Raw genomic sequence first — 26,390 nt, 5'->3', positions numbered from 1 at the left:
TCGATCGGCCGCGCGGCGGGATCGCCGGAGACGGCCGGGACGGTTTCGTCGGACCACAGGCTTCCTGCCGGCGAGCCGGGACGTTCGGCCGTGTCGGGGGAGCCTTGCGTGCATGATCCGGTAAGCACCATCACCGCCACGAGCAGCGGGGCGACGAGGGAACGTGCTGTCGGGCGCTTATCGAGCACGGTCGTCAGCCTGTGGCGAGGAAATGTCGCGTTCTGCGTCGTATCGGTCGGGTGAGTCGATTTCCGGCACCGAAACGCTGAAGGTGGACCACAGCAGGCCGAACACGATGAAGAAGACGAAGGTTGCCTGCTGGTAGAAGAACAGGTCGAAGGTAGTGCTGGAGACCAGGATGCCCACCAGCACTGATCCCATCATGTAGGCCTGATCGCGTTCCCGGGGTGAGGTGGCGCGGCGCAATCCCGCCGAGATGCCGAAGATTGCTCCTCCCGTCAGCAGAATCATCGCGGCGAGTCCTACAACACCGCCCTGCACGATCGTCCGTAGCCACTCGTTGTCCAGCAATTGATACGCGCTGGGAGGAGCTCCACCGAGGCCGACCCCGAAGACAGGATTCTCGCGAAAGGTCTGCGACACTGCGGCATAGTCGGCTGTCCGCGTCAGGATACTGTCATCCTGCTCCGAACCCGTGATCGTCCGCCACAGCGCATCCAGTGTCTCCGGGAAGGCGACGGCATAGCCCATGATCGCGGCCGCCCCGGCGACGGCGGCCGGGACCAGCTGCCGAACCTGGAACGCGAACATGTAGACGAGCAGGCACGCGAGCAGAGTGAGCACGCCGGTGCGAGAGATGGCGGCGGGCATGGACACCAACGCCACACCGCACGTGGCGACCGCAGCCCAGCGGGCGCTCCGGCGCGTGGCGTAACGCGCAAAGTGGATGGTCATCGGCACGGTCACTGCAGCCAGAACGGAGAATTCGATCGCGTGCTCGGAGGTACCGACAACACGCACGGCGCCTCTCCGCTCGGTGAACTGCAGGTACTCGGGATCGAGGTTCACGACGAAGCCCGGGGGCATGAACAGGAATCGCAGATCGATCGAGGTCAGACTCTGGAGTAGTCCGACCGAACACGCGAATGCCAGACCTACGGTGAGGCAGCCGAGGATGATGGTCCGCTGCCGTGTGCTCTCGATTCTCACGAGAACATAGAGGGCCACCCCCACATTTGCGACCAGGGTGATGATCGCCCGGGTCTTGTTGGCTTCTACCAGGGCATCGCCCGTACGGAGCAACCCGATTCCGTAGACCAGGGTCAGCAGCAGGAAGAACAGAAGCATGACGACCACCCCAGGGTTCACCGTGGGGTGAGTTGTGGTGCGTCGGACCGTCAGGAATCCGAGGACGACGAGGCCGAACAGCATGACCGCGGCCATCCGCGCAGGTGAACCGTTGCTCTTGAGCGGGCCGGGCAGGGTGGCGAAGGCCGGTAGGCAGGGGATCAGGAGACACAGGAAGGCGAGAAACCACGGGGTGCGTTCTCGCTGTTCGGCACCGCGGACCGCACCGTCGAAGTGATCGCCCGGCCGTCGGCGCGCAACGAAGACCGTAGTCTTCATCGGGCATCCACGGCACCGTCGGCCGGCATACGTCCGCCTTCGCCGTCGGGGTTGTACGAGGATCTGCCGGGGCGCGGACCTGCCGGCGACGGAGGTTGGGCTGTCTGCCTGCGTGATTTCAGCCGCGTCAGCGAAACGTCGACCAACACGGTGAACAGGATCGATAGTCCGACCCCGGTGGCAAGGATCGCGACGGTCGAGCGTGTGCGGGTGGGCATCGCAGCCGTCGGGACGCCGGGCGGTGTCACGACGAAGGACGTGACCATCTGATCCTCGGGTACCCGAGCTTGCTGCTGCAGGGTCCGCAGCGTCACTTCGGCCTGTGCGGCAACAAGCTCCAAGGTCTTCGTCACGTCGGCAGGATCCGACGCCGTCTCCTCGACGAACACCAGCGGCAGCTGCGGGTTGGGAGATGGGGTCGGGAATGCCTTCGCGCCGTAATCGGACAGGCCACCGGCCGCCACGACCCGGTCCACCACGGACGGTTCCCTCAGCCCGAGTGCGGTCAGATTCGCCAGCAGTGACGCTCCACCGACATCCAGCAGACCGTTCCGCCGGATCTCGCCGCCAGTCGAGGGCGTGTCCTGCCGGACACTCGGCGGAGCCAAGCCGATGACCGCGCTTGCGTAGTAGACCGGTTTCACGGAGCTGTAGACGCCGTAGCTGTACCACGCGGTGATCGCCAGAAGTGGAAGTACGACATACCAGCGGCGGAAGCACGACCGCACGACATCGAACAGATCCATGTCAATGCCCCCTCATCATCGGATGAACCGACGTGAGCTACCTGCCGAGGACGAACCGTGCTCGACGACCCGCAGACTCGCCGACCCGAGCAGTTCAACCCTACCGACTGAAACCCGTCGATTGTGACCTTTCTGCCCCATCCGACAGCACCACGCCGGTCACAGGCGCGCCGACAGAGCGAAGGGACTCGACGGCGCGACTCAAATCCCGCCGTCGCGTCACGTCCAATACGGCCGCGAGGAGGATGCCGTCGGCCTGTTCGCCCGCAATCGAGGCCGTACACGTCGACAGGACGGCGGGCGCGGCCACGATGACCTGCGCGTAGTCCGGTCGCAGACGGTCGATCGTGACAGTCGGATCGGTCGCGTCGGTCGCGATGGTCGTCGGGTCGGAGGGGTAGCCGGTGAGTCCGGGCGTGGAATCGGTCAGGCCGGGTGCGCCGTCGCGTTGCGCCGGTTCGGTCCAGGCCGGTCCCCGTGTCCCGGCTTCCGCCCGGCTCCCTCGCTCGTCGGTATGGACGACGAGCGTCCGATCGCCGCTCGATGCCGTGACACGCCCCAGGTTCGACGCCAGCGTCGCTGTGTCGGCCTCTCCTGCAGCCGACGTCACGACCCAGACCTGTGCCCGATCACCAGGCTCGGCACGAGGGTCGGGGCGCAGCCGCAGCCGCAGCCGGCGATACCCGTCCATATCACTGTCGGTTGCGGAATCCACCCCGTCCACGCGTCCGAGCACCGGAACTCCCGACACGGTGACGGCGCGGTCGGCGGTTCGCACTATGGGGTCGGTTCGGGATCGGATCCACACCGCGACGGCGCCCAGCAATGGTGCGGCGAGCACGATGGCGGCAGCAGGACCTGCCCGCTCGACCCACGCCTGCTGCGGCTCGGACGCGGAAGAGGCGATCCGCGTGTTCACCTTCTGACCGTCGTCGCCGGTCGGTGTTTCCAGTGCTTCGACATACCCGACGAACTCGCGCGCGAGCGCGTCGGCGATGAGCCGAGCACGATCCGGATATCGGTCCGTCACCGTGATGTCGATGATCGACGTTCTCGGCGGCACGACCGTTGCGCTCACCTTGCCGGACACTTCTCGGGCCGTCTCCGGCAGGCCGAGTTCATCCACAACGAGCTGGGTCACGACGTCGCTGGTCAGCAGGACGACATAGGAGTTGACCCGTCCTGCGACCACCTCGTCGTTCTGGTATGCGGCGGCGGTCGTCGATCCCTCGATCGACACCATCAGCTTGGTGGTCGACACGTACCTGTCCGGGGCCAGGAGAAGCCAGGCGAGACCTGCGACGAACACCACAACGGTGACGACGAGAAACGTCTTCCGGTACAGCTTCAGCTCGGCAAGGAACCCGTCCAGTCTCACTCTGCCGCCTCGGTCTTCCTGTCGCGCTCAGAACTTCGGCCGGGACTCCAGTGGGTGTCCATGTCGAAGACCACGACCGCGTCCCTCGGCAGCAACGCCGAGGCCTGACGTAGCTGCTCCTCTGTCGTCACATTCTTTCCCACCGCGAGCACGACCACATCCGACTCGGCCCCGATCTCTACTGCTGCCGGCAGCGAGGGGCACGTGAGTACCACCCATGTGTACGACGTGCGGAGGGCGTAGACCATCTCCCGCAGTGGGGCTGTGAGCATCCGATCATCGATGGCCCCCGCTGCGGTGCCTACTCCGATGAAACTGCTGTGGGTGGTTCGCAGCGAGACTTCTCTCGCCGCTTCAGCCGGTGTCGTCTCTCCGCGCAGGACGTCGGCAACCCCGGACGCGTGGCGATCCGACAGCGCTTCCGTCAGTTCGGCGGAGCGGAAGTCGAGATCGACCAGTACCACCGAATCGCTGCGCATGGCGAGCGCCGTGGCGAGGAAGACGGACACCGCGGAGACCGTGGATCCGGGACCGGCGCCGGTCACCGTGAACGCGCCGCGTTCCGACCGGTCGACGGCCGCGAGCAGACGGTACAGGATCCCGCGCTCCTCCACCGTGAACTGCTCCGTCGGTTCCCCGCCGATCGAACCGAGAACCGGCCGCCCGGAAATCCGTGCAGCATCGCGGGGGTCGCGGATCGAGTGATCGAAGAGGAAACGCAGCACGGCCCCCGCGGAGCCGAGGAGCGCCCCGATCAGCACCGCGCCGGACAAGACGACCGGGATCGTGGCACGCATGGCGACGACACGAGCTGTCGGCCCCGGGGTATCGACGACGATCAACTCGGCGCGTGGGACGAGCGATCCGGGAACCGACTCCAGAGTGCGCACTGTGGCCGCGAGTTCGGAGAGGAAGACGGTCGCCATCTGTTCGGACTCTTCGGCCGAAGGAGCACGGAACTCGAACTCGATGAGTGCCGTGCCCGGTGGATTGACGGCCTCCACTCGCGCGGACAGCACCTCGGGCGTGAGGCCGAGACCGAGATCGGCGATCACCCGAGCTGCCACGTCGCGGCTGTTCGCCAGTGCGGCATAGGTTCGGGCGCGGCCCTGCGCGTAGGAGTCGCCCCCGTCGAGAACGCGGCTGACATCACCGGGCGTGCGGACGAACACGGCGGCCTCGGACCGGTACAGCGGCGGACGCAGCAGCAGGAACAGCGTCGTTGCAGCCAGCGTCAGCAGAACTCCCCATACGATCCAGCGCCACCGCTCACGCAGTACGCGACCGTACTCGGAAACCGTGTCGTTCATGATCGGACGCCCGGTCCGAGAGCTTCGAGCGAATCGGTCAGCGCCGCACCGATGGCTTGCACACCGAGGGGATTGGGGTGCTTTCGATCCGCAGCCAGCAGCGCGGAGGTGTCCGTCCCGCTCAACGGCGCGATGGGATCGACGAACAGGACACCCTCGGCGGCGGGTTCTGCCGCCAGGCGCGCCATGAATTCGTCGTCGAATCCCAGATCATCGGATGGGTCGGCGAGGAGGCGGGGCCTGACGAAGACGACCGTGGCCGCGGGCCAGGTGCGCCGTACGTCTTCGACGGTCGCGACCATTGCCCGGAAGACGTCCTCGGTGGGTGGAAAGAGATCGTTTCGTCCGCCGTCGAGCACCACGACGTCGGGTGCATAGACGGTGGCCAGGCGCGGGATGCGTTCGGCGAACGACGTCGACCGACCGATGTACTCGTCGACCACGAACCTGTTGGCCGGCCCGCCGCTGATGTAGCCCGTTCCCGGCACGGCCGCGAGGTTGCACAGCCACCCCATCCGGACTGCCGTCGTGCAGGCGTAGGACATTTCCGCAAGACCGGTCCCGCCGGTGTACGAATCGCCGATGAACAGTGCGGAAGGCCGGCTGTCGCCGGCAACGTTCAGGCGATTGATCTCCGGGGACGGGCGTGTGGATGGTGCATCTGCGGTGTACATCGGTCCGGAGACGAACACCAGGCCGATCGCGATTGCCAGGGCCGACACCATTGCGGCCAGATCCCACCGAGCGCGTCGAGATGTGGCGCCCTTCCCTCCCTGGCTCCGGCCCGGCGAGTACCGGAAATCTGCGCGGCGAGATTCCGAATCCGTACTTCGAATCTCGAGGGCCCGGCGGCGGGGGGCTGCCGGCGGTGAAGGATGATCTCGTCGAGCACGCCGTCGGCGATAGAACACGAACACCGCGCCGCCCGCGATCGCCACGGCCGGCATCATCGCGGCCGTACCCAACAGTCGGGTGCGGTTCATCGGATGACCTGCGTGCGGACCCACGCCGCGATCATGTCGGCGAGCGCCGATTGTCCGGCGTCCGTCGGCCCGCTCAGGTCCGGCCACATCTGATCCCTCGTCAGCAACGGGGGATCGAGTGCATCCAGGTACGGCACCCCCATCTCGTCTGCGGTGCTGCGGAGAACGTCGGACACCCGGACGACGGATGCCGGAACCGGCGTCTCGAACCACGTGGGCCCGACCAAGAGGGGGCGCCGGCCACCGACGATGATCTTGTTGATCGCATCGGTCGCGCCCACCACGATCGCCTTCGTGTCCGGCAGTCCGGTGTCGCCGAGCCCCCCGACGATCAGGACGACCCGTGGATCGACAGCATCCGCGCGGTCGACCTGATAGGTGAACGCGTGGCCGCCCTGACCATCGGCGACGAAGCCGGAGTCGGGCAGTGCGAAATTGGCGACGGACCATCCCGTTCGTTCGGCCATAAGCGTCGGCCACACCGTTCGGTTGCGGAATCCGGCCGACCATTCGTCGCCCACCACCGCGATGGCGAGTGGGGACGCATCTGCCTCGCTGGTACGTGTCATCGCGAAGACCGAAGTGGCTACGAGGGCGCTGACCAAGACGTTGGCCGCGAGGACGGCCACGAGCGTCCGTGGAGCAATGGTGAGTCGCTTCATCGTTCACTCCCGGCCACGTCCGTGTAGGTATCGAGCAGTCGGTCACCGACCGCATGCATCCCCAGGTCGGTGCGCACAGCACGGCGTCCTCGTTCCCCCATGGCACGCGCGAGAGACCGGTCGGCAAGCAGCGACTCGACCGCGGTGACCAGAGCGGGCACTGCCGGCTCCGTGACGATTCCGCTGCCTGTTCGTTCGATCGTCGGGGCGAGCCCACAGTCGCGGGTCACCACGACGGGAACACCCACGGACATGGCCTCGAGCACCGACATCGGGTAGGGCTCACGCACTGAGGGGAGCACGTACACGGTCGCTGCCGCCATTCGCCGGGGCACGTCGTCCGGGTCGAGCGCTCCCTCCCAGGAAATCCGCGGGTCTGCTTCGGCTGCGAGCATGGCGCGCAGCGCCGGGCCCTCGCCCTCGTCCGGTCCCACCAGGGTGAACCGGGCGTCCATCCCGGCGGAGAGCAGAACTTCGGCCATTTCCACGAAAGCCGTCGGGCGTTTGCGCGGGTGCATGCGTGCGACGAAGAGCACCTCGGGAGGTTCCGCGCTCGGCCGGCCGGGTGGGTAGCACGGCACGCCGTTGCCGAGCTGCACGAAAGGCAATGACGTCCGTGCGACGGTGGCGAGCTGGTCCTTCTCCAGCGCGGTGAGGTGGAACACGGCTCCGGCGTCGCGCAGCACCTTCCTCGTCCACAGTGCGTCGAGTGGGCCGGCGAGCGGATGATCGGACGGAGTGACCATGCCGTGGGGCTGGAGCACGTACAGGATCCCGTGGTGCCGCGCGCTCACCGCAAGCGGGAGCACGACGAGGTCGCGGCCGAAATGGATGTGGACGATGTCGAACCGAGTTCGGTTGCGGTGGAACCATCGCTGCAATCCGGGCGCACCGACACCGGCGAACCCCGTCCTGGGAACTACGGTTCGGACGGTGAACAGCTTGACCGGTACGTCGTTCAAGCGGGTCGGTACGACCGGGAACCCCCGGGCGCCGGCGCCGAGCGTCACCTCGTGGCCCCGGCGGATCAACTCCATACTCTGATTGAGCGCGACCCGGGCGGGTCCCCCGTACGCGCCGTCGGGGTCGAGCATCGTGACCACTTGCAGGATGCGCACGGAGTCAACCCGGTGTGACGATCGATCGCGGAGCCCGGACGAGTGAATCGGGAGGAACGTCGGCGGTCACCAGTGCTCTCGCTCCCACGACCGAATTCGCGCCGATGGTCACGCCCCGCAAGACGGTGGAACCGGCGCAGAGCCAGACGCCGTCCTCGATGACGATCGGGCCGTTGTCGAACTCGAAGGTCTTCGACCGCCTGTCGTGACTCCCCGTGCAGAGGTAGGTGTACTGCGAAACGCAGACATCCGAACCGATCACGATTTCGTCGATGTTGTAGAGATCGGCATCTGTTCCGATCCACGAATCGTTCCCGACCACCAGCTTCCACGGCCATTGAACTTTGACCCGGTGCTTGATCAGCACCCCGGTGCCGATGCGGGCCCCGAAGCACCGCAGGATCGTGCACCGCAGGCGCGCCGGACACCATACCTGGGTGAAGATCAGCGTCGAGACCGCAACCCACAGGGCTTGGGCGGCGAAGCCGCGACCCTTGTCGTAGGGGCGGCCACGCAGGGATTGCAGCGACCGCTTGGACTGTGCAGCGGACACGCGCACCTCCGCAGGACAACGCACTACACTTCGAGAGGATACGCCGTGTTCGGCTCCGACCGAGGGGCATTTCGTGACAGATCTCGGGTGTGCATCCGTCCCTACCGTGGCCGAACGCCAGCGTGCACACCGTCAGGTGCTGGCCCGAGTGGCCCTGTTCGCTATCGGCGCCACATCGGGTGTTCAATTGGCGAATTTCACCGTCACCGGGTTGTCGGTGGTCTGTCTGCTGCTGGCACCCGGATTCCTGCTCATGATGCACCGGGGGATCGACCTGTTGCCGGCCGTACTCGCGGTGGCGGGATCACTCTCCTTTGTCGCGTCGTGCGCGGTGAACGGGGTCACCGTGCTATGGCCCAACGCAATCGCATTTCCTGCATTCCTGCTCTACCTCGTGGGCCTGACCGTGCTCACAGTCCGTGCGGTGGACGCGACCGCCACAGTCCTCGCCGGAATCGCCACCGGCACTATGGCCTTCTTCCTGACCCAGGGAATCGAACTGACGCGAACCGGGAGCATTCCTGACCTTTGGAAGTACGGAATCGCTCACGCGGTGACGATTCTCGTCCTCTTCGGAATGACGACGGCGCGGATTCAGCCGCTGTTGCAGTCGGCGGTGCTCGTGGCGCTTGGGCTGGCGAGCCTGGGACTGAACTTCCGCTCGCATGCCCTCGTGTGTCTCCTCGCCGGCGCCATCGTCTTCACCCGGCACATGCTGGGCTCCCGGATCGGACGAGGCTGGCAGTTCCTGGGGGTCGCGGTGTTCGGGTTGGTCTTCGCGCAGGTGATGCCGATCGCTGCGCGGGCAGGACTGTTCGGGGCCGCGCTGCAGCAGAAGACGCTGGAGCAGGATGCCACGAATCTGCCGTTGCTGCTGGCCGGCCGCACCGAGCCCCCGCTGAACATCACAGCGATCCTCGAGCGTCCGTTCCTCGGTTGGGGAAGTGCCTTCAACCTGACTCCGGACGTGTATGCCCGGGCCCAGCACCTGGCGATCCGGATGGGATTCGATCCCACTTTCCCGTTCGAACTCTACTGGCGGCTGCCGCCGAGTGATTACTCCGCAACCCATTCGATCCTGCTGGGTTCCTGGGTCGAGGGCGGCATTCTGGCGGTGCTTCTGCCGCTGTGGCTCCTCGTCGCCTGCGTCGGCGTGGTCTGGAACAGCACATCTTTCGGCCGCTGGAGTCCGCTCGTGGTGACCCTCGCACTGCAAGGCATCTGGGACCTGCTCTACGCGCCATGGACGTACAACATGATCCCGGAGTTTGCCTGCATCACGCTCTTCTTCTGCGCGGTACGCGTCCGCCGGCCGATGGTTGCTGTACGGGACTCGTCATGAGACCGAGTGTGAGCGTCGTGATCCCCACGCTCGGTCGGCCTTCCCTGTACGGCGCTGTGCAATCCGCTCTCGAGCAGACGTATCCGGTCGCCGAGGTCATCGTGGTTGCGGACACCGATCTGGCCATGTCCCTGCCGTCGGACGACCGCATCGTGGTGCTGCGCAGCGAAGGTCGGGTCGGACCCGCCAGATGTCGGCAACTGGGAATCGATGCCGCGCACGGGAGCGTGATCGCTCTGCTCGACGACGACGACGAGTGGCGCCGGGTCAAGCTCGAACGACAGTTGGCGGCCGTCGAGCATGAGGCGGCCTTCGGAAAGCCCTGGATCGCATCGTCGCGTATGGCGGTCGTCGGGCCGGGGACCCGGCGGCGAGTCTGGCCGCGGCGACTTATCGGATCGGGGCAATCCGTCGCAGAGTATCTGTTCCGGTTCACCGGATTCACGGTCGGTGGCGCGACTTTGCAGACCTCGACACTGTGCTTCCCCGTGGACCTCGTGGGCACCGTCCCATGGGATACCGACGCGGACGCGCCGCACGAGGAGGCGAGCTGGCTGCTCCGGATCCGACGTGCCGTCCCTGATGTCTGCCTCGTCCACCATCCGGACGTGTTGAGTACCTACCACGTGGGGAATTCGTCCCTGTCCCACAGCTCGTCGGACCGAGCCGATGAGTACATTGCCTGGGGACTGCAGTATCTCGGTGAGGAATCGCCGCGCGTTCGTGGTGATTACCTCTGCACGAGCCCGGTGAGCGCGGCGGTGTCCGCGCGGTCGCTGGCAGGTGTGCGGCGCTCGATGTGGTCGGCGATACGTCATGGCAGGCCGGGTCCGTTCGCGGTCGTCTACGCAGTTCTCGGCGCCGCGCGGATACTTGTGCGCACAGCACATGCATCGGTCCGTTGATGGCAGCGGAGCACGATCAGCTCACGCCGGAGGAGCGTCGAGCATTGTTCCGGGGCACGCTGTACCGCATTCTCGGTACTCCGGTGGTTGCTGTCCTGGGACTCGCCAACACGGCCGTCATCGCGCACGAGACGGGAGCGGCGGTCTTCGGGCTGGTGTCCTTGATCGCAACGATCACTCTTCTCGTGCCATTCGTCGACTTCGGGATCGGCGCGACGGTGCTGAGCGCCAGTGCGACGCTCCATCAGCATGAGGGGGATTCGAGTGCGGCCGATGTCATCCGACGTGCCTATCGCGTCCTGTTCGTGGTCGCCGCCGCAGTCGTGTCCGGGGCCTTGGTCGTCATGGCATTCGACGGCTGGACCGTGCTCGTCGGCATGTCCAGTGGTCCCGCGGACCGGTGGGCGATCACTCTTGCCGCGTGTGTCTTCGCGCTCACGATTCCTGCCGGCCTCGGTTTCCGGATCCTCATCGGGATCGGACGGATCCCTGAGGCGACGCTGGTGCAGATGAGCTGTCCGGCTGTCGCGCTGGTCATCACCCTCGTGCTGTACGTGACCGGGGTGAACGAGATCTGGTACGCAGTATCGGCGCTCGGTGGTCTGCTCGGCGGACAGATTCTCGGTACGGTCTTGGCTTTGCGACTGAGCGGGCTCGGATGGTCGGCGTTTGCACGGACGTCCGCACCGACGACCGGCGCCAGGCTGCTGGCGGGCAGCGGATGGCTGTTCGTCGTCGGCGTGGGGCTGCCCATCGGGCTCCAGTCCGGACGGGTTCTCCTGGCGCATCTGTCGACACCCACTGAACTGTCCGAGTACGCCGTGATGGCCCAGATCTACGGTGTGGTCTGGTCGGTTCTCTCGACGGTGGGATTGGCTTATTGGCCGGTGTTCGTGCAACGACGGTCCGCCCCTGACGAGACGATCCGGATGTGGTGGCGGCTCACGGCTGTACTCGTCCTGTGCGCAGCGATCGGGGCCATCGGAATCGCGCTGCTCGGCCCATGGGCCGCGTCCGTGCTTTCGGGCGGTCAGATCGACGTGTCTGCATTGCTCGCGCTCGGATTCGGTGTGCTGATGGTCGCACAAACCGCACATCTCCCGGCGAACGTGCTGCTGGTCGGTCCCGGCGAGGCGCGGTGGCAAGCGCTGTGGACGGTCGTCATGGCCGCACTCAGTCTCGGGCTAGGGTTCGCGTTGGCGGGACCGTTCAGAGCAGTGGGCGTGGTGTGCGCGTCCGTACTGGGCATTTGCCTGGCGCAAGTTCTCCCGGATCTGCTGTGGGTACCTAGCCTGGTTCGTCGCCGGTCACTCGCGGGCCCCTGAGTTCGGTGGCCAACGGGGCGACTACGGTCGTCCCTGCAGGCACATCACGGATCACCGTCGCGTTCGCGCCGACGGTCGACCCGTCGTGCAGGGTGATCGGACCGATCACGATCGCGCCGGCGCCGACGCGGACCCCGTCACCGAGGGTCGGCCTTCCCCGCGCGTCGTGACCGATGGTGACCTGCTGGTTGATCCAGCAATGACGCCCGATGGATTCGGCCGTGACGATCGTGCCGACGCCGTGCTGAATGAAGAGACCGGGACCGATTCGGTCCGCTTCGAGAGTCAGCGTGGCGGCGGGTCGGTACAGCGCGCGAAGCAGCATCCGTAGGACCGGCGGGGCGGAACGGAGACGGTAGTGCACGAGCGTACGAAACTCGGTGAGCGCCCCGGCCAGATAGGCGAATCTCGAGTACCTGTCGAGGGACGCCAGATCCGCGTCCCCGATGCACTCGCTCCACCAGTCGACGTCCTCCGTGATCGCATCCGTCGAGTCCCAGTGGGCGGAGATCCACCACAGCGGAAACGCCCAGATGCGTGCGCCCTGGAGCAGTACTGCACGATTGCCTCGCATCGTCCGCCTTTCAACATCCCGGCTCCAGTTCGGCCTTCAGATAGCCCGCGGTCTGGTATAGGTACTCGGACGCCCATCCCCACAGCGAGAGCTCCGCTGGGCTTGCCACCATGATCAATTCGCCGTCGAAGCACCGCTGCAGGACGAATCGAGCTCGGGAGATGTGCGGTGTGTACGTCACGACGATCACCCGGTTCCAACCGTACTGCTCGGCCCGGCGGCGCACTTCTCGCGCTTCGCCCCGGGTCGTCGATGGATCGGGGAGGAAACAGTCCACTTCGAATCCGGGATACGCCTTCCCGCAGTTCTCCGAGGCCCAGTTGTCACCCGGCCCGTCGGGATGGGAGAGAACCACCTTCGGCGCCCAGCCTGCCATGCCGAGCTCGATGCCGAGCGAGTGGCGGCGCCAGTCCTCACCGCCGAGGACGAAGATCGCGTCGGCAGGGCGCAGCGAATCAGTCTGTGGCCGGACGTAGACCGGCAACCCGGTAACCAGTGCTGCGATCACCAGCATGCATATCGACGCCACCACCACACGGATGGAAGGCCAGTTGTTTCGAAGCCTCACCCACGCGTTCTCCGTTTCGAGCCGAGGGTGCCGTGACTACCGGCCAGTGTATGGGACGCAGCTCTGTCGGATCGTGCGGTCGGCGTCGAAATCGATACGGACGGAATCCTGCCTTACGGTCGGGCCTGACCGGCACGCGAGGACCTCGATATCGCGGATCCCGATCGGCGACCTTCCCTGCACCGATCGACCTAGGATCTGGAGGTATGGAGCGAAGCCCTTCGGCGTCTCCCCGGCCTGACGTGGTGTTCGGGTTCTCGTACGAGATGTTCGACGATGCAGTCGGTCGTGAATTCTGCCGACCGCCCGACCAGACGCTGCTTGCCCTTGCCCACGACGATCGGGTCGGCGGACTGATCGTGGCCGATCCGTGGCGTTCCTACGTCGTATCCGCGGCGCGCCGTCGGCCTGTCCGGCTCGTCGAGGACATCACAGTCGCCGGGCGAAAAGCGGTCCGCGTCCGGCCTCACCGATTGCGGACGGGCGATCCCACCGATCTCGGCAGGGTGGAACGGTCCTATCGCCGCTACGGCGCAGTGCTCGGGCGCGCGCTGGCTCGGACTCGCGGCGAACGGAAACCGCGTCCGAGGTCGGCGGCCCTGGTCACCTACAACCCCTTCGTGGCGGCATTCTGTGATTCTCCGTGGATCAGCAAGGTCGTGTATTTCGGCCAGGACGATTGGGCGACAGGGGAGGGGGTGGTTCGATGGTGGGATCTCTACCGCGAAGCCTACCGGCGCATCGAGGAACGCGGAGCCGCGATATTCGCGGTGTCCGAGGAACTCGCAGAGCGTATTTCGCCGCGCACCACAGTCGTGCCCAACGGGGTGATCGCCGACGTGTGGCGTCCGCGGCATCCTGAACCCGATCGGATCGCGGCGCTGCCGCGACCTCGCGCCGTCTACACCGGCACGATCGACGACCGTCTCGAAGCGGATCTGGTCGAGACCACGGCGAATATGGTGGGTTCGCTGGTCATGATCGGCTATCCAGGAGATGCGCGGACCGTCGAGTGGCTGCGTTCGCTCGACCGCGTGCATGTGTTCGACCCAGTCGGGCAGCATGAACTCGCCGCATTGGTGCAAGCCTGCGACGTCGGATTGATTCCGCACCGCGATCAGGCCTGTATCCGCGCGATGTCGCCCCTCAAACTCTACGAGTATCTCGCTGCCGGGCTCCCCGTGCTGTCGGTTGATCTGCCCCCCATTCACGGAGTCGACGACGAGCGGGTGTGTATCTGCCGGCGCGAGGAATGGGCGAGTGGCGTGAAGCGGGTCCTCGACATGGGGAGCGCACCGGAAGGCCGGCGACAGCAGTTCATCGACGCGGTTTCGTGGGAGCGTCGGATGCAGCCCGTGGTCGAGGCCGCTGTCGATTAGCGCGCAACGTCGGTGCGACCCTCGGAGGAAACGGGCGGACCGCCCCCGCGGCCGAGTACCCGGTCGGCCATGTGCCGAAGTTCGGCGAAGAGTGTTGGATGTGCGAGTCGCAGAACGGTTGCACCCGCAACGGCCGCTCCCGGCATTCCGAGTACGAGCACGACCACAGTGCGATCCGGCACGAGGACGGCAACCAGAAGGTAGGTCGCCGCCGCCCAGATCGCCACGTGGAGACCCGGCAGCAACAAGGCGACCTGGCTGCGCAGAGTTACGCCGAGGAGTCGCCGCCGGATGAGCCACTCGACGGGGACGAGCAGTCCGGTCGCAAGACTGTAGCCGACTGCCACGCCGAACGGACCGAACGGCAGACCGGCGACGATGCCTGTGGTGGACACGACGGTGGTGAGCCACGCATAGCGCAGGTTGAGCCCTGCGTGCCCGAGCCCGAGCATCAGGGGAGCTGTCGACGGCTGGTAGATCGCCTGTATGGCGCCTGCCATGGCGAGTACCTGAATGATGGGGATTGCAGGTTCCCATTGGGAGCCGAACAGCAGGGCCATGAATTGGGGCGCTGCTACGGCGGCCGTGGCCATGACGGGCAGCGCGAGGACGGCATTGGCGCGCGTTGCACGCGCCAGTTCCCTACGAAGCGCATCGAGGTCGTGCGCCAGTCGGGCGAACGCGGGAAACAACACCGCGCCGACGGTGGTGCATGCCAGCTGAACCGGCAAGAGCAGCAGCCGATACGCCAAGCCGTAGAAGGCCAGAGCTTGAGGGCCCTGAAACCGTCCTACCAACAGGTTGTCGATATTCCGGGACACCGAGTTGATCAGCAGTCCGGCGGTGAACGCCCGCCACGAAAAGGCGGCGATGTCGCGCAGGTGCCTCAGACGCAGATTCGGCGACCGTCCGGCTCCCGCTGCCAGCAGCATCAGCAGCAGCACCGAGTCGGTGGTGACAATCTGTGCCACCAGTCCCCAATAACTGCCCCCTGCCAGCGCGACACCCAACCCGGCCAACCCGCCGACCATTGCGGCCGTGATGTCGGCGAGGCCGATCTCGCGGAACCGCATGTCGCGCTGGAGCAGCGCCCGCGGAGTGATCGAGGCGGCTCGGATGAGCAAGCTGGGCGAAAGCGCCACGAGCACGAGGGTGAGCTCGGGGGAGTGCATGAAGGAGGCCCATGTCGAGGCGACGGCACAGGTCAGGGCGGTGAGCGCCCCCCCGACGGCCAGATTGACCGTAACGACCGCACCGGGCATGTCGGGTTCGATGCGTTCGCGCTGGATCAGTGCGCTGGAAAAGCCCTGGTCCAGCAGGAGTGCGACGATGCCGATATAGACCAATGCCTGCGCGACGATGCCGAATGCCTCGGGACCGATCAACCGGGCAAGCACGATCGTGAACCCGGCTCGGGACACCTCCCTACCGATCACGGAAATGCCGCTCCAGCGGATTCCCGTGGACAGACTGCTGTCAGCCATGGGGGGTCCGTGCCCGGGATCGCAGCGGGAGCCCTCGGTGCGTGGCGAATCGCCGAAGGCCCCGGCGTAGCGGAGTATCGGGTGCAGCCGATGTACTCACGGCGCAGCCGTCCGGACCGAAACGGACTGTACAGCCAGTTCTTCGATGATCCGAGCAGCGCTGTCGACGTCCTGACCCAAGTGCCAGTATGTGATTCCGTATCGGTCTCGCCACTCGAGCAGTTGCGCCGCGCATTCCGACGCCGTGCCGACAAGTATCGCCGGCGAGCCCTTCAACGTGTCGCCGGCCGCCTCGATGTGCCCCGACCACGACGAACGTGGCACGGAACCGTGCGGCGCGTCCGTCACGCGGACGTAGTAGCAGTTGAACTGGAGGACGGGACAGGGCCGCCCCGCGGCGTCGGCGGCGGCCCGGACTCTCCGGATCTTGGCCTCGATGCGATCGGGCGTGAGGTCGGCGATCGCCGCTTCGTCGATCGTGTTGGCGCGCATGCTCGGGTGTATCCCGACGATGTCGGCGGCACGTCCGGCGAGGTCGAGCATCCGGGACCCTCCGGCGCCGACGAGAATCGGCGGATTCGGTTGCTGTACGCACCGTGGAAGGGCTTCCATGTGGCCGATTCGATAGTGTTCTCCCTCGAAATCGACGAACTCGGCCGTGAAGTAGCGTCGCAACACCGTCAATGCTTCGTCCAGCCTCGCGATCCGCCGGCCGGTGGTGTCGAATCGGAGGCCGAGGGCCGCGTAGTCGTCCGGCTGCCAGCCGGCGCCGATCCCGACTTCGACTCGTCCGCCTGAGAGCACGTCGATCGTCGAGATGTCCTTGGCGAGCAACGCCGGGTGGTGAAGATCGTTCGGCAACACGAGGGACAGGACCCGTAACCGGGTGGTGCCGGCCGCGGCGTATGCCATGGCGACCAGTGGAGCAAGTTGCCAGCCGTGGCTGACGTGCTGGGAGACGGCTACCGTGTCGAACCCCAGGGATTCGAGCCGGCGCACGTCGGCGATCCATCCGGCGCCGTCGGCCCGGAGCCGAGGCATGGGCGCGATCATGCGCATCGCGGGAGGGGCATGTCCGATCGAGCTCATGAACCGTCGACCTTCCATCGTCCGGCTAGTGCGGGGTACCTCCGATCGACTTCCGGTAGCAGATCCGGAAGTGTCAGCAGCACCCGGTCCGGCTCCGCTGCAACGAGTTCCTCCGGCGAGATGATCGGCACGTCGGTGCCGGGCATTCGGCGCCCTTGTTTAGCCGGTGAGGCGTCGGCTACCGCGGCCACCAGCCTCCGGTCGACGGCCGCGAGGCTGAACAACGCCACCGCACGGGACGCCGCGCCATATGCGTACACGCGTTTGCCGGACCGGTATTCGTCCTCGAGCCAGGTGCGCAGTGAGCGCACATGGTCGTCGGCAGCACGTTGCAGTGAACCTACGGTGCCTGGATCGGTCATACCGGTTTCGTCGGCGAAGACCCTCCGCACCGATTCGTCCGGTTCGACCTGCCCGTGCATGGCCGCGACGAGGACCGTGCCGCCGTAGAGGTCGAACGTCCAGGCCGCCACCGGACCCATGCCGACGTCCTCGAGGAGGCGGTTCAGCGCCGTCATCGAGTAGTACGCGAAGTGGCCATGACGAAGCGCGTTCCACTGGCCCCGGCAGACGATGGTGGCCAGGGAATGGAACTGGACGAGCAGCACACCGTCCGGGGCTGTGGCAGCGGCTCGCTCGACCATGGCCTTCAACTGGTCCGGTTCGTGCATCAGGCCGAAACAGTCGAGCACGACGTCGCAGGTACCGTCGGCCACGGTGAAGCCACGCTCGACGAGCAGCGGAAGCCACGTCCCTCCGTGGGGACTGCCGAACTCCCGTACGGTCGAGCCCCGTAACCGCTCGGATCGAGCGACGCACCGTACCGCACACACGGCCTGTTCTCTCAGGGCCTGCGGTTCGACGCCGCGTGGCTCCTCGATGATCGTGTCGTCCTCGGCGAGTTGCGCGAGGCCGCACGTCGCACACAGATCCATGGCAAGGGGATGCGAGACCTCGTCGTCGCCGATGACGTCGTCGGCCGGGGGAAAGTGATCGGCGGCCGGCACCTTTCCGAGATCGAGTACTCGATCCAGATCGGGCATTCCGCACGCTCGGCACACACTCATGGGAACATTTCCTCGTGCGCATCGAGGAAGCCGAGTTGGCCGACGTGATCGTGCTGATTCCGCAGCCCTTCCGCGACGAACGGGGGCTGTTCACGCGCACGTTCGACGCGGAGACGTTCGATGACCACCTCGGCAGGCCGGGAACTGCCGCGGCGTTCGTGCAGGACTCCCAATCCCGGTCGGTCCGCGGCGTCGTCCGGGGAATGCACGGTAGGTCCGGCCGTAGCGAAGCCAAACTCGTGCGCTGTGCGAACGGCGCGGTGCACGACGTCCTGATCGACATCCGGCCCGACTCGCCGACGTTCGGACGAAGCCAGGCTTTCCGGCTCGACGACGAAGAATTTCGCCACCTCTACGTTCCGCCGGGATTCCTGCACGGGTTCCAGGCACTGACCGCGACGGCGGACGTCTGCTACCGGATCGATCGGCCGCACGACCCGGCGGAGGACATCGGCGTCGCCTACGACGACGCGGATCTCGGGATCGACTGGCCGCTGCCGGTAACGGCCGTGTCCGCGAGGGACGCGAAGGCCGGAAGCTGGCGGGAGTTGCTCACGCGATTGCATTGACAAACCGCATCGATTCGTCCAGGATTCCTGTTTCCCGTAGCTCCTTCAGGTGTGAGAGCCGGGTGAACCGCTCGTGGAAGTCCTCCATTTTCAAGCTGAAGGCGGTGTACTTCTCGTACAGTTCCGCGGCGCCTTCGGGAACTGTCCATTTCGCCTCGTAGCCGAGCCGATCCCGAGCAGCAGAGAAGTCGACCCGGTACGAGCGAGGGTCGGGGCCGCTCTCCCCGGTGATCACGAGTTCGGAGCCAGGGACAACGTCCACCACGGCACCGGCGATGTCGGCCACCGTCAGGTTGTTGGCTTCGGTGCCGATATTGAATGCGTGGCAGTGGATGGCGTCCACCGGCGCCACGAGGCAGCGCGCGAACGCTTCCGCGATGTCCCGAGCGTGCACCAACGGTCGCCAAGGGGTTCCGTCCGACAGCACACGCACCTCGCCGGTGAGAACGGCATACCCCACCAGGTTGTTCAGGACAATGTCCGCTCGCAGTCGGGGGGAGAACCCGAATGCGGTGGCGTTGCGGAGAAACACCGGCGAGAAGCCGGGGTCGGCGATCGCAGCTACGTCGTCCTCGACGCGCACCTTGCTCTCCGCGTACGGCGTGAGCGGGCGCAGCGGTGCACTCTCGTCGACGGCCTCTTCCCCGGCGGCGCCGTAGACAGAGCAGGTGGATGCGTAGAGGAAGCGACGCACACCAGCCGCCTTGGCGCATCGAGCGAGCCGCACGGAGGCCTGGTGATTGATCTCGTAGGTGATTCTCGGTTCGAGCGCGCCGAGGGGATCGTTGGACAGGGCCGCGAGGTGGATCACGGCGTCGAATCCCGTCAGGTGCGATGCGGTGATGTCCCGTAGATCGAGCCGGATCGCGGGAGGATCCTGCGGAGCGGGCCCGAGAATGCAGTCGGCGAAGAGACCGGAATCCAGGCCGATCACCTCGTGACCGTACGAGCGAAGGACCGGCACCATGATCGACCCGAGGTATCCCTGATGACCGGTGACGAGGACACGCATGTCATACCTTTCCGAAGTGGACGGTGGCCTTCTCCACGACGAAGGCCTCGGCGTGCGGCCGTCGGCATTGCACGCCGCGGAGACGGGAAAGACCCAGGAATGCCTGTTCGTCGAACCAGTCGTGGTCGGTCTGGGACGGGTAGTGCTTGAGCAGGATCCGTGCCTTCTCCTCGGCGATCCTGCGGGTCAGCGGATGGTAGATCGTCGGTCGTGGCGTATCCGTTTCCCATTTGAGGATCTCGTACCCCAGGACCAGGTGGTCACGGAAGACGGTGGGCACCAGTTCGGCCAGTATTCGATGATCCTGATGCGCGTCGTCGCGATGCGGCGCGAACACCACGTCGGGTTCGCAGGTGTGCCGGAACGATTCGAGTGCGTTCTTGATGGGCTCCCAGTATCCAGGGGCGTGGCCGTCGGGAACGTCGAGGACCCTCACCTCGACCTCGGCACCGGGACACAGCGCCGCCAGAGCGTGCCGCTCTTCGATCTCGCGCCGCGAGTCCTCACCGGAAAGTACGAACGCATGCACGCGCAGCGGGGACGAGACCCGAGCCGACAGCGTCAGCAATGTGCCGCCGACACCGATGGCGATGTCGTCGCAGTGCGCACCGAGCACTGCGATCTCTCGGACGTCGCCGGCACAGAGCTCGATCATGATTGCACCGCCACGGCAGTCGGTTCCCACAGCATCCACGGCCGGATCCCTCGCGCGTAGTTGTCGTCGAGCTCCGCACGTTCCTTGAACGTATCCGCCGGCTTCCAGAATCCGTCGTGCCGATATCCGAACAGGCGGCCGCGGCCCGCAAGGGTGCCGCACACGTCGGTGACAAGGTCACCCCCTGGCGGCAACAGCTCGAAGATCTCCCGATTCAGCACGAAGTAGCCGCCGTTCTCCCAGATGGGGAAGTGGCTGACCGGCACGATTTCCTTGATTTCGCCGTTCTCGGCCAGATCCACACAGTGGAACGAGGACTGTGGGGGTACGACCAGCAGTGCGGCGGTCGCGCCGGACTCGTGGTACCGCTCGATCATCCGATCGAGTGGCGCGTCGGTGAGCACGTCCGCGTAGTTGGCCAGGAAGTGCTGGTCGCCTCCGAGATAGTTCCGCACGCGTCGAAGCCGCTCGCCGATCGAGGATTCGAGGCCGGTGTCGACGAAGGTGATCGACCAGTCGCTGATATCCGTATGGAGCAGTTCGACCCGGTTGCGGTGCATGACGAAGTCGTTGGATGCCTCCTCGTGGTAGTCGAGGAAGAACTCTTTGATCTTGGTGCCCCCGTAGCCCAGACACAGGATGAACTCGGTGTGGCCGAAGTGCGCGTAGTACTTCATGATGTGCCACAGCAGCGGCCGCGGTCCCACCATCTGCATGGGCTTGGGGATTTCGTCGGTGCGGTCGCTGCGCATCCGCATGCCGTAGCCGCCACAGAACAGAACGACTTTCATACCGTGATCCTCCTGACGAAGTCGGCGGGGCCGATGGTGGTGTGCAGAGTGGGCAGCGGGAAGACGAGCCGGCCGCCCCAGGCGGCGATGTACTGCAGCTGCGTCGTCAGTTCGGCCGCCAGGTTCCACGGCAGGGCGACGACCACGTCGGGCCGGTCCTTGTCGATCTGCTCCGGCGGCAGGATCGGGATCCGGGCGCCGGGCGTGTAACGCCCGTGCTTGTACGGATTCCGGTCGACGGTGTACGCCATGAGGTCGGGGCGGATGCCGCAGTAGTTGAGCAGGGTGTTGCCCTTGCCCGGCGCGCCGTAACCGACGACGGACAGGCCCTGGTCGTGGCAGTCGAGGAGGAAGCGCAGGAGGGTTTGGCGGACGGAACGGGCGCGGGCCTCGAGTTCGCGGTAACCCGCCCTCGTGTGCAGACCCGCCCGGCGTTCCTCCTCGAGCACGGCTTCCACCCGTGACCCGGGGGGATCCGCGACCTCGTCCGGCCGGGCCCAGAGCCGGATCGATCCGCCGTGGGTGCCGAGAAGTTCCACGTCGACGACCGACAGGCCGCCGGTGGCGAGCGCCCGCATCGCGGACAGCACCGTGTAGTACTGGAAGTGCTCGTGGTAGACGGTGTCGAACTGCGCTTCGCGCACGAGGTTCAGTGCGTGGTGCACCTCGATGGAGATCCAGCCGTCGTCGGCGACGAGGGTGCGCAACGATCGGGTGAACCCGAGCAGGTCCGGGATGTGGGCGTAGACGTTGTTCGCCACGACCAGGTCCGCGGGCCCGTACTCCCCGCGGATGTCCTCGGCGAGGCTTTCGTCGAGGAAAGCGGTGACGGTGGGAACCCCGATGGCACGAGCCGCGGAACCGACATTCACCGACGGTTCGATGCCCAGGCACGGGATGCCGGCCGCGACCGCGTGCCGCAACAGATAACCGTCGTTGCTGGCGACCTCCACGATCGACGAGCCCGCGCCGAGATGTAGATCCCGGATGGCGGCTTCCACGAACTGCCGCGCGTGGTCGACCCAGGAGTCGGAGAACGACGAGTAGTAGGCGTATTCGGTGAAGGTGTCCTCGGGTGTGATCAGCGCCGGGATCTGCAGCAGTAGGCAGTCCTCGCACAACCGCAGGTGCAGCGGATAGGTGGTCTCGGGCAGGTCGAGCTCGTCCGCGGCCAGGAAGCGTTCGCACGGCGGTGTGGCGCCGAGATCGAGCACGCTGAGGAGCCGTTCCGATTCGCACAGGCGGCACTTCATTGATGGCACCCCTCGGGCAGTCGGTGGGAACCGTGCCGACGAGATATTCGCAACATCAGGTCCGACTCGATTAGATAATCATACTGAGGGGATGAATGGAACCCTGAAACAATCTTCGAGATTGTTTTGCCTGCTGTTTGGTGCCAATTGGTAGACACCCCTAGACTCGAATCACTCACACCCCACACGTGGGTCGGGCACGCCGGGGTGTCGAGGCGTACGGTGAGATCCTGGGGAGGTCGCCCGATGTCGTTTCAGATCGTTCAGCGTGACCGGACGCTCGTCGCCGGCCTGCCCGTGCGCAGCCCGCGCCGGGCCCTCGGCAAGGTTCGCGACCGGGCGCTCGAACGGGCCTGGTCGGCGGTGCTGAAGCAGGAACTCGGCGGGCCCCTGGCCTCCGCCTACACCGATCATGCGGTCGACATCGACTCCTACTACACCCAGACGGTCGGGTATCAGTGCGAGTCGTTGGATCAGGTGACCGAAGGCCACCTCGTGGCCTGCCTGCCCGCCGGGACCTACGCGAAGTTCTCCTCGACCGGTACGTTTCCCGGCGTCTTCATCGACCTGTGGAACCAGATCCGTGCGGCCGAGGAGGCGGGCGAGATCGTCCGGTCGTTCACCGGCGACTTCGAGTTCTATCCCCACGCGTACCGCATCGACATGTACGTGGCGATCCGAACCACGGAAAAGGGTGGTGCGCAATGACTTTCGAACTCACCAAGCTGCACGACCACTATGTGGGGGGACTCGTTCTGCCCGGACTCGAGCCGGGGGCAACCGGGCAGCGGTCCGAACTGCTGACCTTTACGGAGGATCGCATCCGCGCGCGCGGCATCGGCGAGGTGGTCGTGGTCTACATCTGCCACCCCGAGGTCGGATGGAACGCGGTGGTCGGCTATCGCTGCGACGGCCTGTCCGACCTGACGATCGGAGACTCGCTGGTGCGGATCCCCACCGGATACTTCGCCCGCTTCGTTCCGGGCGGGGATCACTCCGATCCCGTCGAGGACGTGTGGCACCAGGTCGAGATTGCCGAAAAGGAGGGTCGGATCGAACGGGCGTACCGTGAGGAGGTGGCTGTCATCGGCCCGTCGGGAGTAACGGAACTTTACATATCTTTGGCTTGAAGACCGTGTGAAACACCCGAATACTGCATACTCGACCTATACAGCCACATGTATGCCCCGTGCTGTCCCAGGTCGACGATCACGACGGCGGTGAGCGAGAGGGCCTGATGTGGTCCGCCGGGTAACTCCGATCGGGGTCACCCGCAAGGTCGGAGGCCGACAGTGGATCGAGCAGTGCGGGTCGCATCGGACTCGGTGCGCGAGCGCGTCTCGACCTACAGGGATCCTGCCTCCGGGTATTCGTTCGTCGCTGCCGCACCGAGTGCGGCGCCGGATCTGTGGAACGAATATCTCGCCCGGGCATTGGGTGCCTATCGCAGATTCGGCGTCGAGTGCGCACTCGAGTACGAGAAGGTGCGAAGCGGGGAGAACACGGCGATGTTCTGCGCAGGGCTCGATCGAAGGGGGGTCGTCGTGGGTGGGGTACGAGCCCAGGGGCCTTTTCGCAGTGCGGACGAGTCCCATGCCGTGACCGAGTGGAGTGCTCCCGAGCACGTCGATCACCTCCGCAGCATGATCGAGAGCCGAATCCCGTTCGGTCTGATCGAGGCGAAGGCCGCATGGGTGTCCGAGGATGTGCCCCAGCGTCGGGAGCTCACCCTTGCGATAGCCCGGATGGGCGCGAAGTTCATGGACCTGCTCCAATCCCGATACATGATGGCCACGGCCGCCGACAACCTTCTGGATCTGTGGAAGACCTGCGGGGGAGTGGTGGACGAGAGCATGCCGGCCACCCCGTACCCGGACGCCCGCTATCGGACCCGGCTCATGTGGTGGGACCGTCTGTGCGCCGATCCGCTCGGCGACGAACTCCGACGAGAAGTGGGTGGATATCCTTTCGACGGGGAGCCGGCGTGATGTCCGACGGCGAGGCGGGATGGACGGCTTCCGTGTTTGTGGAAGACCGGCCGGAGGATATGGAGGAATTCCGGCGCGTTCGTTCCGAACCCGGCCTCGTGGTCGTCGACCGTCTCGCCGATCAGGTGAGAGGACTGCGCGAAGTGCTCCCACCGCCGGGGAGCGAATTGCTCGACGAACCGGCACGGTGGGTCCACTACCCCTGGCGCCGGACCGTCGTCCGCGTGCTCGGCCCGCACTCGTTCCGGCGGCTACGGCTGGACCGCAACCGGAACAAGGTGACGTCGGCCGAACAGGACCGGCTGCGCGGGGTGACGGTGGGGATCGTCGGATTGAGCGTCGGCTTCTCGGTTGCGCAGGCGCTGGTGCTCGACGGGGTGGGCGGGGAACTGCGGCTCGCCGACTTCGACCCGATCGAGCTGTCGAATCTCAACCGGGTGCCGGCCTCCCTCGTCGATCTGGGCACGAACAAGGCGGTCGTGGCCGCGCGACGACTCTCGGAGCTGGATCCGTACCTGTCCCTGTCGGTGTGGCCCGACGGGGTCGGACCGGAAACGATGAGCGAGTTCCTGGACGGACTCGACGTCGTCGTGGACGAGTGCGACTCCCTGGACGTCAAGGTCGTGTTGCGCGCGGAAGCGGCCCGGCGAGCAATCCCGGTGGTGATGGAGACGAGTGACCGGGGGCTGATCGACGTCGAGCGCTTCGATCTGCGGCCGGGACCCCCGTTTCACGGATTGCTGGGAGAGATCGACCCGCAGCGGCTCGCCGCCCTGTCGGGTCGGGAGAAGATTCCGTACGCTCTGCGCCTGCTGGGACCGGAGCGGATCTCGACCCGGATGGCCGCCTCCCTCCTGGAGGTGGAGCGGACGCTGGTCACCTGGCCTCAACTGGGGAGCGAGGTGATGCTCGGCGGCGCGACGGTCGCCGCGGTCGTGCGCCGGCTGGGCCTCGGCCAGCCGCTGAACTCGGGGCGAGGCCGCGTGGACGTCGAGGCCTGCCTCGACGCCCTGACCCCACCTGCGGATCCGGGGAACCGGGCCGTCGCGGAAGCCCCCCTGCCCGCGGAATCGGACGATCCGATCGACCGGGTACTGCATGCCGCGAACAGAGCCCCCTCGGGAGGTAACAGCCAACCCTGGTCCATCACGGCCGGCGGCGGGATGCTGGAGATCGACATCGCGGACGATTTCGTGCCGACCGCGATCGACATCCACTGTCGGGGCAGCTACGTGGCGCTCGGCGCAGCCCTGCAGAACGCGCGCATCGCCGCGGCGGCCCACCGGATACTCGGCCCGGTCCGAGTGCTCGCGCGGGACCGCGGCGAGCCGCCGCGCGAGGTGATCGCGACGATGCGGTTCTCCGACGACACCGACCCGGTGCTGGCCGCCCAGTACGAGGCCATGCTCTCGCGCGGCACCAATCGGCAACCCGGTGACGGAACGCCACTGTCCGATGCCGAGACGGCTGCCCTGTACGAGGCGGCCGCGCGGGAGGGCGGCCGGATCCGGGTCGTCACGGACGTCGATCGCCTGGCCGAGACCGCGGAGCTGCTCGCGGAATCGGACAGGATCCGCTACCTGACACCCGTCCTGCGCCGGGAGATGCTCGCGGAACTGCGGTGGCCGCACTCCGAGGCCATCGACAGTGGCATCGACGTCGGAGCACTCGGGATGGACGACGCGGAGCGCACGATGCTCGACCTGACGGTGCGAAACGATGTGCTCGATCAACTCGGGGAGTGGGACCTCGGGCACGGTCTGGGGCGTCTGACCGGAACGCGGGTGCGGAGCAGCTCGGCACTCGTAGCGGTCTTCGCGTCGGGACCGCGGCCGGCCGACTACGTCCGAGCGGGAATGGCGGCCGAGAGCGTGTGGATATGCGCCCACGGCATGGGCCTGGCGGTTCAGCCGGCGTCACCGGTGTTCCTCTACGCCGAGGACGACACCGACCTCACCCGGCTCTCGGAGGCCCGGTTCGGCGCTCTCGGAAAGCTGCAGTCGACGTTCGACGACGTGTTCGACAGACCGATCGGACGACGCTTCGCCCTCC

At 66.3% G+C, this 26,390-nt stretch carries 27 protein-coding genes; 9 read left to right on the top strand and 18 right to left on the bottom strand.

The features are described 5' to 3' along the window. The 9 genes from AIIKEEIJ_RS33395 to AIIKEEIJ_RS29405 all read right to left on the bottom strand — a co-directional run. Positions 1-188: hypothetical protein (locus tag AIIKEEIJ_RS33395; protein WP_238406635.1), on the bottom strand; the 188-nt coding region annotated here is incomplete at its 3' end. Then, positions 178-1,587 carry an O-antigen ligase family protein gene (locus AIIKEEIJ_RS29440; RefSeq protein ID WP_082120206.1) on the bottom strand — a complete coding sequence of 470 codons (1,410 nt, stop codon included), beginning with the start codon at positions 1,585-1,587 and terminating at the stop codon, positions 178-180. The genes AIIKEEIJ_RS29440 and AIIKEEIJ_RS33395, both read right to left, overlap by 11 nt. Beyond that, the gene (locus tag AIIKEEIJ_RS29435) at positions 1,584-2,333 is read right to left on the bottom strand and encodes a hypothetical protein (RefSeq protein WP_050034794.1); all 750 of its coding nucleotides are present in this window, start codon (positions 2,331-2,333) and stop codon (positions 1,584-1,586) included. The genes AIIKEEIJ_RS29440 and AIIKEEIJ_RS29435 overlap by 4 nt, the downstream gene beginning before the upstream one ends. 100 nt (positions 2,334-2,433) lie before the next feature. Then, entirely contained in the window at positions 2,434-3,711 is a 1,278-nt protein-coding gene (locus AIIKEEIJ_RS29430; protein ID WP_161997167.1) for a hypothetical protein, read from the bottom strand. Beyond that, positions 3,708-5,021: a Wzz/FepE/Etk N-terminal domain-containing protein gene (locus tag AIIKEEIJ_RS29425; protein WP_065922867.1), complete on the bottom strand. Its 1,314-nt coding sequence runs from the start codon at positions 5,019-5,021 to the stop codon at positions 3,708-3,710. Before AIIKEEIJ_RS29425 ends, AIIKEEIJ_RS29430 begins: the two co-directional genes overlap by 4 nt. Beyond that, positions 5,018-5,746, bottom strand: coding sequence for an SGNH/GDSL hydrolase family protein (locus AIIKEEIJ_RS29420; RefSeq protein ID WP_050034796.1), 729 nt, complete (start codon positions 5,744-5,746; stop codon positions 5,018-5,020). The genes AIIKEEIJ_RS29425 and AIIKEEIJ_RS29420 overlap by 4 nt, the downstream gene beginning before the upstream one ends. Before the next feature lie 254 nt (positions 5,747-6,000). Then, the gene (locus AIIKEEIJ_RS29415) at positions 6,001-6,573 is read right to left on the bottom strand and encodes a GDSL-type esterase/lipase family protein (RefSeq protein WP_161997166.1); all 573 of its coding nucleotides are present in this window, start codon (positions 6,571-6,573) and stop codon (positions 6,001-6,003) included. An 89-nt stretch (positions 6,574-6,662) separates the two neighbouring features. Further along, positions 6,663-7,784: a glycosyltransferase gene (locus AIIKEEIJ_RS29410; protein ID WP_050034798.1), complete on the bottom strand. Its 1,122-nt coding sequence runs from the start codon at positions 7,782-7,784 to the stop codon at positions 6,663-6,665. 4 nt (positions 7,785-7,788) lie between these two features. Beyond that, positions 7,789-8,337 (bottom strand): colanic acid biosynthesis acetyltransferase, encoded by a 549-nt coding sequence (locus tag AIIKEEIJ_RS29405; RefSeq protein WP_050036301.1) that lies wholly within the window; start codon positions 8,335-8,337, stop codon positions 7,789-7,791. 106 nt (positions 8,338-8,443) lie between these two features. Here AIIKEEIJ_RS29405 and AIIKEEIJ_RS29400 point away from each other — a divergent pair, with 106 nt between their 5' ends. Genes AIIKEEIJ_RS29400 through AIIKEEIJ_RS29390 form a run of 3 tightly spaced genes read left to right on the top strand, consistent with a single transcriptional unit; the run spans position 8,444 to position 11,909 of the window. Next, positions 8,444-9,679: a hypothetical protein gene (locus AIIKEEIJ_RS29400; RefSeq protein ID WP_230304433.1), complete on the top strand. Its 1,236-nt coding sequence runs from the start codon at positions 8,444-8,446 to the stop codon at positions 9,677-9,679. Between the two features lie 8 nt (positions 9,680-9,687). Continuing rightward, on the top strand, positions 9,688-10,584 hold the full coding sequence (locus AIIKEEIJ_RS29395; protein ID WP_232334095.1) for a glycosyltransferase family 2 protein: 897 nt from the start codon (positions 9,688-9,690) through the stop codon (positions 10,582-10,584). Further along, a complete protein-coding gene (locus tag AIIKEEIJ_RS29390) occupies positions 10,584-11,909 on the top strand; it encodes an oligosaccharide flippase family protein (protein WP_161997165.1) in 1,326 nt (441 codons plus the stop codon). The genes AIIKEEIJ_RS29395 and AIIKEEIJ_RS29390 overlap by 1 nt, the downstream gene beginning before the upstream one ends. On the opposite strand, the gene AIIKEEIJ_RS29385 is transcribed toward AIIKEEIJ_RS29390, so the two are convergent. Together AIIKEEIJ_RS29385 and AIIKEEIJ_RS29380 are read right to left on the bottom strand one after the other, a co-directional pair. Continuing rightward, a complete protein-coding gene (locus AIIKEEIJ_RS29385) occupies positions 11,872-12,483 on the bottom strand; it encodes a serine O-acetyltransferase (protein WP_050034802.1) in 612 nt (203 codons plus the stop codon). The two genes, AIIKEEIJ_RS29390 and AIIKEEIJ_RS29385, sit on opposite strands and share 38 nt — an antisense overlap. Positions 12,484-12,493: 10 nt before the next feature. Beyond that, complete coding sequence (locus AIIKEEIJ_RS29380) at positions 12,494-12,997, bottom strand: YdcF family protein (protein ID WP_050034803.1); 504 nt, start codon at positions 12,995-12,997, stop codon at positions 12,494-12,496. A gap of 296 nt (positions 12,998-13,293) precedes the next feature. Between AIIKEEIJ_RS29380 and AIIKEEIJ_RS34170 the strand changes: the two genes are divergently transcribed. Beyond that, positions 13,294-14,430 (top strand): glycosyltransferase, encoded by a 1,137-nt coding sequence (locus AIIKEEIJ_RS34170; RefSeq protein ID WP_050034804.1) that lies wholly within the window; start codon positions 13,294-13,296, stop codon positions 14,428-14,430. Here the strand turns inward: AIIKEEIJ_RS34170 and AIIKEEIJ_RS29370 are convergent. The 3 genes from AIIKEEIJ_RS29370 to AIIKEEIJ_RS29360 all read right to left on the bottom strand — a co-directional run bounded on the left by AIIKEEIJ_RS29370 (position 14,427) and on the right by AIIKEEIJ_RS29360 (position 18,070). Then, complete coding sequence (locus AIIKEEIJ_RS29370; RefSeq protein ID WP_083662413.1) at positions 14,427-15,914, bottom strand: lipopolysaccharide biosynthesis protein; 1,488 nt, start codon at positions 15,912-15,914, stop codon at positions 14,427-14,429. The genes AIIKEEIJ_RS34170 and AIIKEEIJ_RS29370 overlap by 4 nt on opposite strands. Positions 15,915-16,010: 96 nt before the next feature. After that, complete coding sequence (locus tag AIIKEEIJ_RS29365; RefSeq protein WP_158507557.1) at positions 16,011-16,955, bottom strand: TIGR03621 family F420-dependent LLM class oxidoreductase; 945 nt, start codon at positions 16,953-16,955, stop codon at positions 16,011-16,013. 44 nt (positions 16,956-16,999) lie between these two features. Beyond that, complete coding sequence (locus AIIKEEIJ_RS29360; RefSeq protein WP_050034807.1) at positions 17,000-18,070, bottom strand: class I SAM-dependent methyltransferase; 1,071 nt, start codon at positions 18,068-18,070, stop codon at positions 17,000-17,002. A gap of 14 nt (positions 18,071-18,084) precedes the next feature. Here AIIKEEIJ_RS29360 and rfbC point away from each other — a divergent pair, with 14 nt between their 5' ends. Beyond that, the gene (gene rfbC, locus AIIKEEIJ_RS29355; protein WP_043800389.1) at positions 18,085-18,639 is read left to right on the top strand and encodes a dTDP-4-dehydrorhamnose 3,5-epimerase; all 555 of its coding nucleotides are present in this window, start codon (positions 18,085-18,087) and stop codon (positions 18,637-18,639) included. On the opposite strand, the gene AIIKEEIJ_RS29350 is transcribed toward rfbC, so the two are convergent. From AIIKEEIJ_RS29350 to AIIKEEIJ_RS29335, 4 genes are read right to left on the bottom strand one after another with little or no spacing between them, the layout of a single operon-like run. Further along, the gene (locus tag AIIKEEIJ_RS29350; RefSeq protein ID WP_050034808.1) at positions 18,623-19,651 is read right to left on the bottom strand and encodes an NAD-dependent epimerase/dehydratase family protein; all 1,029 of its coding nucleotides are present in this window, start codon (positions 19,649-19,651) and stop codon (positions 18,623-18,625) included. The genes rfbC and AIIKEEIJ_RS29350 overlap by 17 nt on opposite strands. A 1-nt stretch (position 19,652) precedes the next feature. Further along, on the bottom strand, positions 19,653-20,306 hold the full coding sequence (locus AIIKEEIJ_RS29345; protein ID WP_029542156.1) for a PIG-L deacetylase family protein: 654 nt from the start codon (positions 20,304-20,306) through the stop codon (positions 19,653-19,655). Then, positions 20,303-21,097 (bottom strand): glucose-1-phosphate cytidylyltransferase, encoded by a 795-nt coding sequence (locus tag AIIKEEIJ_RS29340; protein WP_029542158.1) that lies wholly within the window; start codon positions 21,095-21,097, stop codon positions 20,303-20,305. The genes AIIKEEIJ_RS29345 and AIIKEEIJ_RS29340 overlap by 4 nt, the downstream gene beginning before the upstream one ends. Then, complete coding sequence (locus AIIKEEIJ_RS29335; RefSeq protein ID WP_029542160.1) at positions 21,094-22,350, bottom strand: class I SAM-dependent methyltransferase; 1,257 nt, start codon at positions 22,348-22,350, stop codon at positions 21,094-21,096. Before AIIKEEIJ_RS29335 ends, AIIKEEIJ_RS29340 begins: the two co-directional genes overlap by 4 nt. A 246-nt stretch (positions 22,351-22,596) precedes the next feature. Between AIIKEEIJ_RS29335 and AIIKEEIJ_RS29330 the strand changes: the two genes are divergently transcribed. The 4 genes from AIIKEEIJ_RS29330 to AIIKEEIJ_RS29315 all read left to right on the top strand — a co-directional run. Then, positions 22,597-23,058, top strand: a complete 462-nt coding sequence (locus AIIKEEIJ_RS29330) for a GyrI-like domain-containing protein (protein WP_029542162.1) — start codon at positions 22,597-22,599, stop codon at positions 23,056-23,058. Then, the gene (locus AIIKEEIJ_RS29325) at positions 23,055-23,480 is read left to right on the top strand and encodes a hypothetical protein (protein WP_029542164.1); all 426 of its coding nucleotides are present in this window, start codon (positions 23,055-23,057) and stop codon (positions 23,478-23,480) included. The genes AIIKEEIJ_RS29330 and AIIKEEIJ_RS29325 overlap by 4 nt, the downstream gene beginning before the upstream one ends. 513 nt (positions 23,481-23,993) lie before the next feature. Continuing rightward, the gene (locus AIIKEEIJ_RS33385; RefSeq protein WP_232334094.1) at positions 23,994-24,338 is read left to right on the top strand and encodes a hypothetical protein; all 345 of its coding nucleotides are present in this window, start codon (positions 23,994-23,996) and stop codon (positions 24,336-24,338) included. Between the two features lie 32 nt (positions 24,339-24,370). Then, positions 24,371-26,390 (top strand): Rv1355c family protein (locus tag AIIKEEIJ_RS29315; RefSeq protein WP_338021035.1); only part of this gene is annotated, 2,020 nt, incomplete at its 3' end.

Source organism: Rhodococcus sp. YH1, from assembly GCF_009939605.1.
Lineage (GTDB): Bacteria > Actinomycetota > Actinomycetes > Mycobacteriales > Mycobacteriaceae > Rhodococcus > Rhodococcus aetherivorans.
Note: the sequence above shows the minus strand (reverse complement) of the source record. Positions and strands in the feature narration are given on the sequence as shown.

What these genes read in the sequence shown, in the direction of transcription:
- AIIKEEIJ_RS29440 (WP_082120206.1), bottom strand. Translation starts at nt 1,587, where the DNA reads ATGAAGACTACGGTCTTCGTTGCGCGCCGACGGCCGGGCGATCACTTC.
- AIIKEEIJ_RS29435 (WP_050034794.1), bottom strand. Translation starts at nt 2,333, where the DNA reads ATGGATCTGTTCGATGTCGTGCGGTCGTGCTTCCGCCGCTGGTATGTC.
- AIIKEEIJ_RS29425 (WP_065922867.1), bottom strand. Translation starts at nt 5,021, where the DNA reads ATGAACGACACGGTTTCCGAGTACGGTCGCGTACTGCGTGAGCGGTGG.
- AIIKEEIJ_RS29420 (WP_050034796.1), bottom strand. Translation starts at nt 5,746, where the DNA reads ATGGTGTCGGCCCTGGCAATCGCGATCGGCCTGGTGTTCGTCTCCGGA.
- AIIKEEIJ_RS29415 (WP_161997166.1), bottom strand. Translation starts at nt 6,573, where the DNA reads ATGACACGTACCAGCGAGGCAGATGCGTCCCCACTCGCCATCGCGGTG.
- AIIKEEIJ_RS29390 (WP_161997165.1), top strand. Translation starts at nt 10,584, where the DNA reads ATGGCAGCGGAGCACGATCAGCTCACGCCGGAGGAGCGTCGAGCATTG.
- AIIKEEIJ_RS29385 (WP_050034802.1), bottom strand. Translation starts at nt 12,483, where the DNA reads ATGCGAGGCAATCGTGCAGTACTGCTCCAGGGCGCACGCATCTGGGCG.
- AIIKEEIJ_RS29380 (WP_050034803.1), bottom strand. Translation starts at nt 12,997, where the DNA reads ATGCTGGTGATCGCAGCACTGGTTACCGGGTTGCCGGTCTACGTCCGG.
- AIIKEEIJ_RS29370 (WP_083662413.1), bottom strand. Translation starts at nt 15,914, where the DNA reads ATGGCTGACAGCAGTCTGTCCACGGGAATCCGCTGGAGCGGCATTTCC.
- AIIKEEIJ_RS29365 (WP_158507557.1), bottom strand. Translation starts at nt 16,955, where the DNA reads ATGCCTCGGCTCCGGGCCGACGGCGCCGGATGGATCGCCGACGTGCGC.
- AIIKEEIJ_RS29360 (WP_050034807.1), bottom strand. Translation starts at nt 18,070, where the DNA reads ATGAGTGTGTGCCGAGCGTGCGGAATGCCCGATCTGGATCGAGTACTC.
- AIIKEEIJ_RS29350 (WP_050034808.1), bottom strand. Translation starts at nt 19,651, where the DNA reads ATGCGTGTCCTCGTCACCGGTCATCAGGGATACCTCGGGTCGATCATG.
- AIIKEEIJ_RS29345 (WP_029542156.1), bottom strand. Translation starts at nt 20,306, where the DNA reads ATGATCGAGCTCTGTGCCGGCGACGTCCGAGAGATCGCAGTGCTCGGT.
- AIIKEEIJ_RS29340 (WP_029542158.1), bottom strand. Translation starts at nt 21,097, where the DNA reads ATGAAAGTCGTTCTGTTCTGTGGCGGCTACGGCATGCGGATGCGCAGC.
- AIIKEEIJ_RS29335 (WP_029542160.1), bottom strand. Translation starts at nt 22,350, where the DNA reads ATGAAGTGCCGCCTGTGCGAATCGGAACGGCTCCTCAGCGTGCTCGAT.
- AIIKEEIJ_RS29330 (WP_029542162.1), top strand. Translation starts at nt 22,597, where the DNA reads ATGTCGTTTCAGATCGTTCAGCGTGACCGGACGCTCGTCGCCGGCCTG.
- AIIKEEIJ_RS29325 (WP_029542164.1), top strand. Translation starts at nt 23,055, where the DNA reads ATGACTTTCGAACTCACCAAGCTGCACGACCACTATGTGGGGGGACTC.
- AIIKEEIJ_RS33385 (WP_232334094.1), top strand. Translation starts at nt 23,994, where the DNA reads ATGATCGAGAGCCGAATCCCGTTCGGTCTGATCGAGGCGAAGGCCGCA.